Raw genomic sequence first — 13,126 nt, 5'->3', positions numbered from 1 at the left:
CCGCCCTGCCTTCGCCCTCACGGGCGCGCCAGGAACAGGCGCTCGCGGCCATCGCCGCCCGATCTCGCCGCGCCGACGCGCATGCTGCGCCTCATGCAGGGCGATGTGGGCTCGGGCAAGACGGTGGTGGCGCTGCTCGCCGCCGCCATCGCGCTGGAGGCCGGGCGGCAGGCGGCCCTCATGGCGCCCACGGAGATCCTGGCACGCCAGCATCTGGAGACCATCGCCCCGCTGGCGCAGGCCGCCGGCATCGAGGTCGCGCTGCTCACCGGCCGGGAGAAGGGGCGCGCCCGCGCCGACATCCTCGCCGGCCTCGCTGAGGGCCGGACCGGCCTCGTGGTGGGCACCCATGCGCTGATCCAGGACGACGTCGTCTTCCGCGACCTCGCGCTCGCCGTGGTGGACGAGCAGCACCGGTTCGGCGTCGAGCAGCGCCTCGCGCTGGCCCGCAAGGGCGCGGCCGTGGACATGCTGGTGATGACCGCCACCCCCATCCCGCGCACCTTGGTGCTGACTTTGTTCGGCGACATGGAGGCGAGCGAATTGCGCGAGAAGCCGCCCGGCCGGCAGGAGATCGACACCCGCGCCGTGCCCCTCGACCGGCTCGACGAGGTGGTGGAGGCGGTCGGCCGCGCCATGGCGGCGGGCGCGCGCGCCTACTGGATCTGTCCCCTGGTGGAGGAGACCGACACCTCGGACCTCGCCGCCGCCACCGAGCGCTTCAAAACGCTCAAGGCGCGCTTCGGCCCCAAGGTCGACCTGGTGCACGGCCGCATGTCCGGCACCGCGAAGGATGCGGCCATGGCGCGCTTCGCCGCCGGAGAGACCCAGCTTCTCGTGGCGACCACGGTGGTGGAGGTGGGCGTGAACGTGCCCGAGGCCACGATCATGGTGATCGAGCACGCCGAACGCTTCGGCCTTGCCCAATTGCACCAGCTGCGCGGGCGCGTCGGGCGCGGCGACAAGCCGTCCACCTGCCTCCTGCTCTACCGCGCGCCCCTGGGCGAGACCGCCAAGGCGCGCCTCGCCATCCTGCGCGAGAGCCAGGACGGCTTCCGCATCGCCGAGGAAGACCTCAGGCTGCGCGGCGAAGGCGACGTGCTCGGCACCCGCCAGAGCGGCATGCCGGGCTTCCGCGTGGCGCGGCTCGATGTCCATGCCGCGGACATGGAGACCGCCCGTCGTCTCGCCGCCACCCTCGTGCGGCAGGATCCCGATTTGACCGCGCCGGTTGCGGACAGGCTGCGCACCCTGCTCTATCTGCATGAGCGCGACGCGGCCATGCGCCTTCTGGGCGCGGGATGAGGCGAGAACGAACGTGACCACGCGTAATGAGAACATGCACGCAGCGCCGCAGCAGGACCGCGCGATACCGTCGACGGCCGTGCCGCCGCCCGCCGCCGCGCCGAGCGCCGTCCGCCGCTGGTTCGCGCGCGAGGCGCTCTATCGCCGGGCGCTGTTCGCGGCCGGGTGCCTGTTCCTGGTGGTGGGCGCCATCGGCATGGTGGTGCCCATGCTGCCGGGCACGGTGTTCCTGATCCTCGCCGCCTGGTGCTTCGCCCGCTCCTCGCCGCGCTTCGAGGCCTGGCTTCTCGCCCACCCCTATCTCGGCCCGAGCGTCGCCCGCTGGAAGGCCACCGGCGCCATCCCGCCGATCGCCAAGGCGTTCGCCATGATGAGCTTCGTCGGCACGCTGACCGGCGCCTGGTATTTCGATGCGCCGCGCCTGTTGCTGATCGTGCTCGCCACCCTGTTCGCCGCGCTCGCGGTGTTCATGCTCACGCGGCCGAACCACTGATCCGCCGCGGCAGGGTCATGGCCGCGACCCCGACGATGACGCAGGCGAGACCGATCCAGGCGGTGGTCGACAGGCTCTCGCCCAGGAAGACGACGCCGACGGCGACGCCGATGGGCACGCGCAGATAGGCCTGCGCCGTGGCGCCCACCGAGCCCAGAGTGCGCAGCAGCCGGAAATAGATCACGAAGGCGATCGCCGTGGAGAAAACCGAGAGCGCCAGGAGCGCCAGCACCGACTCCCGCGACGGCGTCAGCGTCCAGGGATGGTCGATAAGCAGGCTGGCCGGCACCAGGACCAGCGCGCCGCAGACCATGGAGCCGGCGGCGGGGACCATGGAATCGAGGCCCCGGAACCCCTTGCCGAAAATGGCGGAGATGCCGTAGCAGGCGGCGGCCGCCACCAGCGCCAGTTCGCTCCAGAACTGGATGCCGATGCCCTTGAGCGCGCCCATGCCGATCACGAGGGTCGTGCCCGCGAGCCCCGCCGCCACGCCGAACAGCTTGCGCCCCGTCACCACCTCGTGGCGCGTGACGAAGGCGGTCAACAGGAAGGCGAAGATCGGCGAGGTGGAGTTCAGGATCGCGGCGAGGCCGGCGTCGGTGGTCTGCTCGGCGAAGGCGATCAGCGCGTAGGGGATGACGCTGTTGATGCAGGCCTGGAGCATGAAGCGGCCCCACATGGCGCCGCCGCGCGGCAGGGCGATGCCGCGCCAGTTGAGGAGCGCCAGCAGGATGAGGCCGGCAATCAGCGTGCGCACCGCGATCAGCGTCACCGGCGGGATGGTCTCAACCCCCACCTTGATGAAGGTGAAGGAGGCGCCCCACAATGTGGCGAGCAGGAGCAGCAGCAACAGCTCGCGCGTCAGGTTCGGCTTGTCCGCAGTGGCAGTCATGGCGCCCGATTCGGTTTCGATATCGAGCCCCGTTGATACGCGCCCGCCGCCGCCGCGCCTACACGCCCTCGCCACCCCGCGCCGCATGGTCCTGCGTCGCCACGAGGACGGGCGGCCCATGGAAGAGGCAGACCCGGTTGCGGCCGGACCGCTTGGCCTCGTAGAGCGCCGTGTCCGCGCGCTCCAGCGCCATCGTCAGCGGGTCGCCAAGCCGACCGCCGCGACGCCGACGCTGACCGTGAGGGCGGGCACGCCCGCCTCCCGGCTTGAAAGCACCGCCTGCCGGATCGCCTCGGCCTGATGGCGCGCCATTTCCCGGGGCGCCCGGTCGAGCAGGACGGCGAATTCCTCGCCGCCGACGCGCCCCACCACCGCCGACTGGGGCGTCACGTCGCGCAGGGTGGCGGCCAGCGCCTGGATCGCCCGATCACCGGCCGCATGGCCGAGCGTGTCGTTGATCCGCTTGAAATGGTCGATGTCCACCAGAAGCAATGCCGCCGGCGTGGCCTTGCGGCGCGCCTGCTCCAGCAGCCGGGCTGCGCGCGCCTCGAAGCCCCGCCGGTTGAGGATGCCGGTCAGCGCATCGGTCTCGGCGGCGATCTGGCTGTCGCGCAGCACCGCGAGGGTGGCGTTGATGAGGAGCGTGAGGCCGGTCGCCACCAGCAGGATCGCCGTGCTCACCTGAGACAGCAGCGCATAGGTGGAGCGGATGTAGTCGGCGGGGGTCGGCCCCGTTCCGAGCATCGCCGCCACCACCGCCTTGATGGGGAAATGCACGGTGATGAGCGCGAACAGCGCGGCCAGCACCAGGTCGATGCCCTGGCGCGGACTGCCCTTGAGCACCATCCAGGTGCTCGCGGCCGAGGCCAGCATGAAGGGCAGCTGGTAGGTCAGCGTATAATGGAGGGTGTTGCGGTCCATCTGATTCAGCGCGTAGCCGGCGGCAAACGTCACGAGCGTGATCGCGGCGATCACGCGCCAGGGGATGCGCTGGCGATAGAACACCGCGAGCCCCGGCACCATGAGCAGAAGGCCGCCCGCAAATCCGAAGAACACCATGCTCCCGTAAGGACGGACGAGGTTGGTGTAGGACAGCCCCAGCATGCCGATCGGGGTCAGCATGCCGACGAAGTAGCTGGCCGCGAACCACGTCGCCGCGCGCTGCGAGGGATGGAGCACGGCGATCGCGACGTAGCTCATCGCGAACAGTGCCGCGAGGGCGATGTTCATGACGATGGGCAGCGTGGCGGCAGCCATGGCGAGGCATCGGCTCCTTGGATCGAGACGCGGCTACGCAACGAACGCCGTGCGGCTGAACGCGCTACTCCACCGTGACCGACTTCGCGAGGTTGCGCGGCTGGTCCACGTCCGTGCCCATGATGACGGCGGTGTGGTAGGCGATGAGCTGCACCGGAATGGAATAGACCATGGGGCACACGGTCGCCGGCATCTCCGGCAGGATCAGCTTCTGCACCGCGTCCACATGGGCCTCGGCCGCGCCCTTCGGGTCGGTGACGAGGATGATCTTGCCGCCGCGCGCCGCCACCTCCTCCATGTTGGAGACGGTCTTGTCGAAGATGCGGTCGTGGGGGGCGATAACCACCACCGGCATGGTCTCGTCGATCAGCGCGATGGGCCCGTGCTTGAGCTCGCCGCCGGCATAGCCCTCGGCGTGGATGTAGGAGATTTCCTTCAGCTTCAGCGCCCCTTCGAGCGCCAGCGGGAAATTGGTGCCGCGGCCGAGATAGAGCACGTCCCGCGCCTTGGCGAGGGTGCGCGAGAGCACCTCGATTTCGGGCGAGAGCTTGAGCGCCTCGGTCATCAGCCGCGGCACCTCCATGAAGGCGCGCACCAGCCGGTGCTCGTCATCCTGCGACAGCAGGCGCTTGGCGCGGCCGATGGCGACCGACAGGCAGGCGAGCGTCGCCAACTGGCAGGTGAACGCCTTGGTGGACGCGACGCCGATCTCCGGCCCGGCGAGGATCGGCAGCACCGCGTCCGCCTCGCGGGCGATGGTGGAGGTGGGCACGTTCACCACCGCGAGCACCTTCTGCCCGCACTCCTTGGCGTAGCGCAGCGAGGCCAGCGTGTCCGCCGTCTCGCCTGACTGGGAGATGACGATGGTCAGCCCGCCCGGCGTCAGCGGCGTCTCGCGGTAGCGGAATTCGGAGGCGATGTCGGTGGAGACCGGCACCCGCGCGAAGCGTTCCAGCCAGTATTCCGCGACCGCGCCGGCATAGAGCGCCGTGCCGCAGGCGGTGATGGAGATGTGCTGGATCTCGGCGAGGTCGAACGGCAAATCGGGCAGCGACACGGTCTCGGCGGCAAGGTCGAGATAATGCGAGAAGGTGTGGGCGATCACCTCCGGCTGCTCGTAGATCTCCTTCGCCATGAAATGCCGGTGGTTGCCCTTGTCCACCAGCAGCGCGCCGGCCGGCACCTTCTGCACCGGCCGCTCGACGATGCGGCCGCTCTCGTCGCGCACCTCGACGCTCTCGCGCGTGAGCACCGCCCAGTCGCCTTCCTCCAGATAGGAGATGCGGTCGGTGAACGGGCCGAGGGCGATGGCGTCCGAGCCGAGGAACATCTCGCCATTGCCGTAGCCGATGGCGAGCGGCGAGCCGCGCCGGGCGGCGATCATCAGGTCGGCCTCGCCGTCGAACAGGAAGGCGAGCGCGAACGCGCCCTTCAGACGCGGCAGAACCTCGGCCACCGCCGCCACCGGGCTCTTGCCGGCCAAGAGCTGCCGGTCCACCAGCTGGGCCACCACCTCGGTGTCGGTGTCGCTGCGGAACACGACGCCCTCGGCTTCGAGCCCGGTCTTCAGCTCGCGGAAATTCTCGATGATGCCGTTATGCACCACCGCCACGCGCTTGGTGGCATGGGGATGGGCGTTGCGCTCGGAGGGCTTGCCGTGGGTCGCCCAGCGGGTGTGGCCGATGCCGGAATGCCCGCCCATGGGGTGCCTGTCGAGCTTGTGCTCCAGATTCTTGAGCTTGCCTTCGGCCCGGCACACCTCCAGGTGGCCGTGCTCCAGGGTGGCGACGCCGGCCGAGTCGTAGCCCCGGTATTCCAGGCGGCGCAACGATTCCACCACCTTCTCCGCGACCGCGCTCTTGCCCAGAATGCCGACGATGCCGCACATGCCGTTTCCGCTCCCCCGATGATCGAAGCGCCCGCCGCCCCGCGGGCCTCACCCCTCATGATGCAACGCAAACCTGAACCGTTGCTTCTCTAGCGCGAAGCGGTGCCGAGAGGGCATCACTTCGCCTTTCCGTTCCTGTCAGGAGCCGGCCTTCTCCTTGCTGCGGCGCGCGCGGAAGGCCTCGGCCCAGCCCGCCTTCACCACCTGACGCGCACGGGCGACCGCGAGCGCGTCGTCCGGCACGTCCTCGGTGATGACGGCGCCGGTGCCCACATAGGCGCCCTTGCCGATCCGCACCGGCGCAACCAGCGCGGAGTTCACGCCCACGAAGGCGCCCTCGCCGATCTCGGTGCGGTATTTCGAGAAGCCGTCATAGTTGCAGGTGATGGTGCCCGCGCCGAGATTGGCGCCAGCGCCCACATGGGCGTCACCCACATAAGAGAGATGGTTCACCTTGGCGCCCCTTTCAATGTGGGACGCCTTGGTCTCCACGAAGTTGCCGATGCGCACGCCGCTGTCGAGCCGGGTGCCGGGGCGCAGGCGCGCATAGGGTCCGATGGTGACGCCCGCCTCCAGAACCGCCCCTTCCAGGTGGCAGAAGGAGTGGATCACCACGTCGTCGCCCACGCGCACGCCCGGGCCGAACACCACGTGGGGTTCCACCAGCACGTCGCGGCCGAGCTGGGTGTCGGCACTGAAGAACACGGTCTCCGGCGCGATCAGCGTCGCCCCGCCCATCATGGCGGCGCGGCGCAGGCGCGCCTGAAGGATCGCCTCCGCCTCGGCGAGCTGGACCCGGCTGTTGACGCCCGCCACCTCCTCCGCATCGGCCTCGATGGCGACCGCCGCCGGCGGCCGCGCGGGACAGCTCCACGGCGTCGGTGAGATAGTATTCGCCCTTGGCGTTGGCATTGCCGATCCGCTCCAGCAGCGCCAGCGCCTCGCGACCCGACAGCGCCATCAGCCCGGCATTGCAGAAGGCGATGGCGCGCTCGTCCGCGCTCGCGTCCTTCTCCTCGCGGATGGCGAGGAGCGCGTCGCCCTCGGTGACGAGGCGGCCATAGCCGGTGGGATCGTCCGGGCGGAAGCCCAGCACGGCCACCCCCGCCCCCTCGGCAAGCGGCGCGCGGAGGCGGGCGAGCGTCTCGGCGCGCACCAAAGGCGTGTCGGCATAGAGCACGAGCACGTCGTCCGCGCCGTGTTCCAGCGCCGCGCGGGCGGCGAGCACGGCATGGGCGGTGCCGAGGCGCTCGCGCTGCACGAACACCTGCGCTGCGGCGCACGCGGTGCGCTCGGCGGCGACGTCGTCCCGGTCCGGGCCGATCACCACGCGGTGCGCGTGGCGCCCGCCGCCTGCGTTGCGGCAAGGACGTGGTGCAGCATGGTCCGCCCGGCCACCTTGTGCAGCACCTTGGGCGTCTTGGAGGCCATGCGCGTGCCCTCACCGGCGGCGAGCACGACGACGAGCAGGCTGCGATCACCCATGAGCATTCCCCCTGGACTTCGGTCCCGCACCCCGCTTGGCCCGCCGCGCCCGGCAAGGGGCGCCGAATCACGGCGCGAATGGATGTGCCGGCGACAATCCCTTAGTGCGGGCGGCGCGTTTGGGAAAGCATCCCATCGCCCGCCGGCGCAGCCGATGCTGGACCGGGCCGGCCGGGCGTCGTAAGAGGCGGACGCGCCCCGCGCGGCGCGCGGGACCAGCGGACGGACCAGCGAACCGACCATGAGCGACATCGGCACCACGGACCAGGGACGGATCGAGGCCGCCGGCAGCACCTTGTTCCGGCCCGGCGCGCATAGCCTCAACTGGCTGAACCCGCTCGGCATGGGCACGGTCGGCTGGGCGCTCTATGTGCGCTATCTGGTGCTGGAGCCGGCGCTGGTGCGGCTCGCCTGCGAGGCCGGGCTGGAGACCGCCCAGTGCTTCACCCGGACGGCGGTTCTGGCGCTCTACAATTGGGACGTGTTCGGCGCCATCGCCCTGGCGGCGGCGGCGGTGCAGCTTGTCCGCCCCAGCCTGCCGGCCTTCGCCGTGGGGCTCGCCTTCTCGGGGCTGGCGCTGGTGTTCCATAACGAACTGGCCGGCGCCCTCGCCGCCATGATGCTCATGCTGTCCTTTGCACGGCCAGGACCCGCCACACCGTGAGCGAGACGGCGAGGCACAGCCCGCCGAACCAGAGGGCCTGCCAGTTGGCGAGCGTCTCGTTGAGCGGAATGTAGATCGCCGCCGCCAGGAAGGCGAAGCGGGCGATCTCCTCGGTGGCCGACAGGCCGGTGCGCGCCGGCCGCAGCAGCAGCGCCAGGATCAGGATGCCGAGCGCCGGTCCCGTGAGCACGAAATCCGGAAAGTCCTTGTAGCGCGGGTTGAACACCAACTCGAGCGCCGCCACGCCCACCGCCGTCACGGTCGCGGCGAGGACCAGCGGGCCGCCAGCCTTCGCGGCCGGCGCGCGGCCGCGCTGCCGCGCGCGGGATCGAGCAGATGCGAGACCGGCACCAGGCCCTGCCCGCGGCCGACCAGCCATGGCAGCGCCACCGCGCAGGCGAGCGCGGGGTGAGCGTGAAAAAAAAAAGCCCCCGTTGCGCAGCCCAGCCGAAACAGGCCCGCAGGCTTTCCAGCGGCGCGTTGGGCTGGGCCCTGGGCCGAGCGTCGCGCCGGAGACCAGCGCAAGCGCTCCCACCGCGATCCACTCGCGCGCCCCCATCGGCGCCGCCCGCTCCCCGCGGCGTGCGCCCTGGACGGCAGCGCCGTGCGCCGCCGCGGCCGCCAGCACGCCGATGAGGATGTTGAGCGGCCAGGCGGGAAAGTTGGACACCGGCTGGCCCCAGGCGAACTTGGGGGCGCGGGCATAGGCGTCCAGCAGGCCCCAGTGGCCGCCGACCGTCCCCTCGCTGCGCCGCTTCCAGGGCTGATCGAACGCCTCGATGACGTTGATCCGGTATTTCTGCCGCTTGGCCAGCGCCATCAGATCATGCAGCACCAGCGCCTGGCTGGCGGGCGACGGCAGCGCCTCCTCGCGCATGCGTCCGGCGCTGGGCCAGCCGGTCTCGCCGATCAGGATGTCCTTGCCGGGAAAGGCGTCCGCCATCTCGTGGCGGATTCGGTCCACGTGCGGGCCGGCCTCGGCCGCGGACACCGGCAGGTCCTCCCAATAAGGCAGGATGTGGATGGTCACGAAGTCCACGTCTGCCGACAGGCCCTTGTTGCGCTCCCAGAATTCCCACACGTCCGCATAGGTGACGGGAATGGGCGCCACCTTCGATCGCACGTATTTCAGCGTGTCCGACAGTTCCATGGGCGACATCTCGCCGCGCAGCAGCACCTCGTTGCCCACCACGAGGCCCTTGATGACGTCGCGGTTCTCGTTGGCGATGCGGATGCTCTCGTCCAGCTCCTGCCGGTTGCGCTCGGGATCGGCGCTGAGCCAGACCCCCATCAGCAGATCGAGCTTGTGCTTGCGGGCCAGAGCGGGCGCCTTGTCGAGGCCGGCTCGATGGAATAGGTGCGCACGCAGGCCGTGAGCGTGGCGAGGCGGGCGAAATCCTCGTCGATCTGCGCCTCGGGGATCGCCAGCGGCCGGTCGAAGGGCGACTGCCATCCCGGAACGGCGCATAGGAGACGCAGGGCAGCTTCTCCCCCGCCGCCAGCGGCGACGGCGGCATCTCCACCTTCTGTCCGACAACGGCCCAGAGCGCGGCGATCAGCGCGCTGACGACCAAGGCGGAGGCGATCGGCATTCGCAGCGGCAAGGAAATCTCCCGAGGCGGGACCAGAGGTGCCACATAGAGGTTTCGCCTGCCGGTGTGAAGCGGCGGCGGGGCCGATGATCCGATCCTTACGGAAGGTTCGGTCGTCATGCTGACAAATTCGCGCCCATCTCCTAGGGTGTTGCCGCGGACCGCCGCTTCCTTCCGATGAAAATGGCCGACATGCACAGATTTCGCCTTACGCTCCTTGCGGGCGCACTCGTTCTCGCCTGCCTCTCCCCGGTCGCCGCCCAGACCCAGGGCAACGACCAGAAGCCCGCCCAAGAGATGACGCCGGAGCAGAAGGCGGCCCAGGAGGCGCAGCGCCGCTCGGTGGAAGAGTTCAATGAGGCGGCCAAGCTGCCCGGCACCGCCGGCCTGCCCGAATGCGTCTGGACCGGGCGGCGCATCGCCGCGCTGCTGTGGCGCGACGACGTGGACACCGCCAGGCGCCACATCGAGATCTACGAGCGCTTCGGCTGCCCCACGGAGCACCTGAAGCTCGCCTTCCGCTGTCTGGTGCGGCAGGGCAATCTCGACCAGAAGGCCCAGGCCAATCTCAACAGCCGGGTCCACCAGTGCTGGGTTAACCCTGATTTCATTGCCGCACCTGCGCAGCAATGACATCATGCGGCGGACGCACGCTTGTCGAACGGCCGCCACACTCCCCATTTATCTCCTTATTCGAGAGTGTTAGTGTCTCGGTGCGGTGCAATGAAAAAGCGCACGGCCGACTGCGGGGGCAGGTCGAAATGGTGCCCCAGTGCGTCCTCCGGAACCCGGCGCCTTAAGCCAGCGTTCAGGTTCTAACTTCCCTCCTTGGGTGGGCATCGCCATGCGTCCCGGACTTGCTGCTGCGGCAGCGATCATTGCGGTTGTGACCTCGTTCCAAGCCGCGATGTGGCTTTCCTTGCGTCCAGAGGCGGACGCTCCGAACCTCACGGAGCGCTTCCGGAGCCTCTCCTTCGCACCCTTCAGCCGGCATATGAGTCCGGAGGGCGAGGCACCGACCAATCCCGACCAGGTCCGGTCCGACGTCAAGGCGGTCGCGCCTTATACCCGCGCCATCCGCACCTATTCCTCGACCCACGGCAAGGAGCTGATCGCCGGCATCGCCGGCGAGCAGGGCATCCGCGTGACCGCGGGCGCCTGGCTCAACCGCGAGACCGACAAGCAGGGCGCGCTCGATCCGAAGGCCAAGGCGGGCAACGACAAGGAAATCGCCAACGTCATCGAGGTGGCGCGCCGCAACCGCAACGTGGACGCGGTGGTGGTCGGCAACGAGACCATGTTGCGCGGCGACATGAAGGAAGGCGAGCTCGCCGAGCTGATCCGCAAGGTCAAGCGCCAGGTCAACGTGCCCGTGACCACGGGCGAGATCTGGAACACGTGGCTCGAGACGCCCGAGCTCGCCTCGTCGGTGGACTTCATCTACGCCCATATCCTGCCCTACTGGGAAGACGTGCCGGCGGACCGGGTGGTGGACTACACCATCGCCGCCTACGACCGCCTGCGCGCCGCCTATCCCGGCAAGCGCATCGTCGTCGGCGAGTTCGGCTGGCCCTCCCACGGCTACAATCGCGGCGCCTCGGTGCCCGATCCCATGTGGCAGGCCAAGATCATCCGCGATTTCGTGGCCCGGGCCGACGCGCTCGGCATCGAGTACAACATCATCGAGGCGTTCGACCTGCCGAAGAAGCAGAACGAAGGCTCGGTGGGCCAGTACTGGGGCGTGTTCGACGCCGACCGGAACCTCAAGTTCCCCCTCACCGGCCCGATCTTCGAGGCGACCTACAACCAGACCGCGATCCTGGCGCTGCTGCTCGGCGTGCTCTTCACCCTGCCGCTGCTGCGCATGCGCGACATCACCGTCTCGCAGGGCCTCGTTCTGGCGGGCGCCGGCAACGGCGTCGCCGCCTGGCTGGCGCTGGTGGTCGACTATTGGATGAACCACTACGTGATGGGCGGCGACTACATCACCCTGGCGCTGAGCGTGGTGATGCTGGTGCCGCTGGTGTTCGTGCTGCTCTACCGCATCGAGGAGCTGGCGGCGGTGGTGTTCGGCCGTGGCCCGGCGCGCCTCGTCGAGGTGCAGAAGCCGGCGACGCCCGCGCGCTTCCCCAAGGTCTCCATCCACGTGCCCGCCTATCGCGAGCCGCCGGAGATGCTGAAGCAGACCATCGACGCCCTCGCCCGGCTCGAATATCCCAACTTCGAGGCGATCATCATCGTCAACAACACGCCGGACCCGGCGATGGTGGAGCCGGTGCGCGCCCATTGCGAGCTGCTCGGCGAGCGCTTCAAGTTCATCAATGCCGAGAAGGTGTCGGGCTTCAAGGCCGGCGCCCTGCGCATCGCGCTCGACGCCACCGCCCCGGATGCCGAGATCATCGGCGTGATCGATGCCGACTATGCGGTGACGCCCGACTGGCTGAAGGACCTGGTGCCGGTGTTCGACGACCCCACGGTGGGCCTCGTCCAGGCGCCGCAGGACCATCGCGACGGCTTCCGCAGCCCGCTGCACGAGGCGATGAACGCCGAGTATGCCGGCTTCTTCGACATCGGCATGGTCCAGCGCAACGAGGATGACGCCATCGTCGTGCACGGCACCATGTGCCTGATCCGCCGCGCGGCCATGGTGGAGGCCGGCAACTGGTCGTCCGACACCATCTGCGAGGACACCGACCTCGGCCTCTCCATCGCCGAGAACGGCTGGAAGACCCACTATACCCGCAAGCGCTACGGCTATGGCCTGCTGCCGGACACCTTCGAGGCGTTCAAGAAGCAGCGCCACCGCTGGGCCTATGGCGGCTTCCAGATCATCAAGAAGCACTGGCGCCGCTTCCTGCCGAACAATTCGCGCCTGACCACTGCCCAGAAGCGGCACTTCGTGCTCGGCTGGATCTCCTGGCTCGGCTCGGAATCGGTGGGCGCGTTCATGGCACTCGCCTCGCTCTGCTTCGTGCCGTTCGTGCTGCTGTTCGGCGTCTCGGTGCCGGCCTATGTGCTGACCCTGCCCATCGTCGCCACCTTCCTGGTCTATGCGCTGCACTTCGTGAGCCTCTACAAGATGCGCGTCGCCACCACGCCCATGCGCATGGTGGGCGCCGCGATCGCCGCGAGCGCGGTGCAGTTCACGGTGGCCAAGGCGGTGCTGGACGGCTTCCGCTACAAGGACCTTGCCTTCGCCCGCACGGCCAAGGGCAACAACTGGCTCGCCGGCGCGGCACGCTCCTTCCCGGCGCTGCCGGAGGCGGCCATCGGCGGCCTGCTGCTGCTCGCCGGCATCGCCTTGCTGGTGCTCAACAACATGCCCGGCGTGGCGCTGACCAAGAACGACTGGCGCCACATCCGCGAGATCAACTTCTACGGCATCGCTCTGATGGTGCAGAGCCTGCCCTTCGTGGCGGCGGCCCTGATCGGCGCCTTCGAGCCCTCGAAGCTGAACGACTTCGCCACCTGTCGCGCGCTCGGCACCAAGGTGGCGGCGCTGCCGCGCCGGCTCGGCCTTTCCGGCCGGCCGGACCGTGCCGCCCGGCCG

9 protein-coding genes and 2 pseudogenes are annotated in these 13,126 nt (G+C 69.6%); 5 read left to right on the top strand and 6 right to left on the bottom strand.

Features of this window, described 5'->3' with window-relative positions; translation table 11 throughout:
- Together AC2W7M_RS09910 and AC2W7M_RS09905 are read left to right on the top strand one after the other, a co-directional pair.
- A pseudogene (locus tag AC2W7M_RS09910) lies at positions 1–1,305 on the top strand (ATP-dependent DNA helicase RecG); the annotation flags it as partial.
- A gap of 13 nt (positions 1,306–1,318) precedes the next feature.
- Complete coding sequence (locus AC2W7M_RS09905; RefSeq protein ID WP_486132041.1) at positions 1,319–1,798, top strand: YbaN family protein; 480 nt, start codon at positions 1,319–1,321, stop codon at positions 1,796–1,798.
- Here AC2W7M_RS09905 and AC2W7M_RS09900 read toward each other — a convergent pair.
- The 5 genes and pseudogenes from AC2W7M_RS09900 to glmU form a co-directional block, all read right to left on the bottom strand.
- The gene (locus AC2W7M_RS09900; RefSeq protein ID WP_486132039.1) at positions 1,779–2,690 is read right to left on the bottom strand and encodes a DMT family transporter; all 912 of its coding nucleotides are present in this window, start codon (positions 2,688–2,690) and stop codon (positions 1,779–1,781) included. The two genes, AC2W7M_RS09905 and AC2W7M_RS09900, sit on opposite strands and share 20 nt — an antisense overlap.
- 58 nt (positions 2,691–2,748) lie before the next feature.
- Complete coding sequence (locus tag AC2W7M_RS09895; RefSeq protein ID WP_486132037.1) at positions 2,749–2,883, bottom strand: hypothetical protein; 135 nt, start codon at positions 2,881–2,883, stop codon at positions 2,749–2,751.
- A gap of 2 nt (positions 2,884–2,885) precedes the next feature.
- Entirely contained in the window at positions 2,886–3,947 is a 1,062-nt protein-coding gene (locus AC2W7M_RS09890) for a GGDEF domain-containing protein (RefSeq protein WP_486132035.1), read from the bottom strand.
- A gap of 64 nt (positions 3,948–4,011) precedes the next feature.
- Entirely contained in the window at positions 4,012–5,835 is a 1,824-nt protein-coding gene (gene glmS, locus AC2W7M_RS09885) for a glutamine--fructose-6-phosphate transaminase (isomerizing) (protein WP_486132033.1), read from the bottom strand.
- 138 nt (positions 5,836–5,973) lie between these two features.
- Positions 5,974–7,320 (bottom strand): annotated as a pseudogene (glmU, locus tag AC2W7M_RS09880) (bifunctional UDP-N-acetylglucosamine diphosphorylase/glucosamine-1-phosphate N-acetyltransferase GlmU).
- 241 nt (positions 7,321–7,561) lie between these two features.
- Here glmU and AC2W7M_RS09875 point away from each other — a divergent pair.
- Positions 7,562–7,984, top strand: coding sequence for a hypothetical protein (locus AC2W7M_RS09875; RefSeq protein ID WP_486132031.1), 423 nt, complete (start codon positions 7,562–7,564; stop codon positions 7,982–7,984).
- On the opposite strand, the gene AC2W7M_RS09870 is transcribed toward AC2W7M_RS09875, so the two are convergent.
- A complete protein-coding gene (locus AC2W7M_RS09870) occupies positions 7,944–9,437 on the bottom strand; it encodes a glycoside hydrolase family 17 protein (RefSeq protein ID WP_486132030.1) in 1,494 nt (497 codons plus the stop codon). The genes AC2W7M_RS09875 and AC2W7M_RS09870 overlap by 41 nt on opposite strands.
- Before the next feature lie 331 nt (positions 9,438–9,768).
- Between AC2W7M_RS09870 and AC2W7M_RS09865 the strand changes: the two genes are divergently transcribed.
- Entirely contained in the window at positions 9,769–10,209 is a 441-nt protein-coding gene (locus tag AC2W7M_RS09865; protein ID WP_486132029.1) for a hypothetical protein, read from the top strand.
- 361 nt (positions 10,210–10,570) lie between these two features.
- The coding region (locus tag AC2W7M_RS09860) for a glycosyltransferase (RefSeq protein ID WP_486132027.1) at positions 10,571–13,126 on the top strand (2,556 nt) is incomplete at its 3' end.

The organism is Xanthobacter sp. BG11Y11_SDJG, assembly GCF_057364445.1.
Note: the sequence above shows the minus strand (reverse complement) of the source record. Positions and strands in the feature narration are given on the sequence as shown.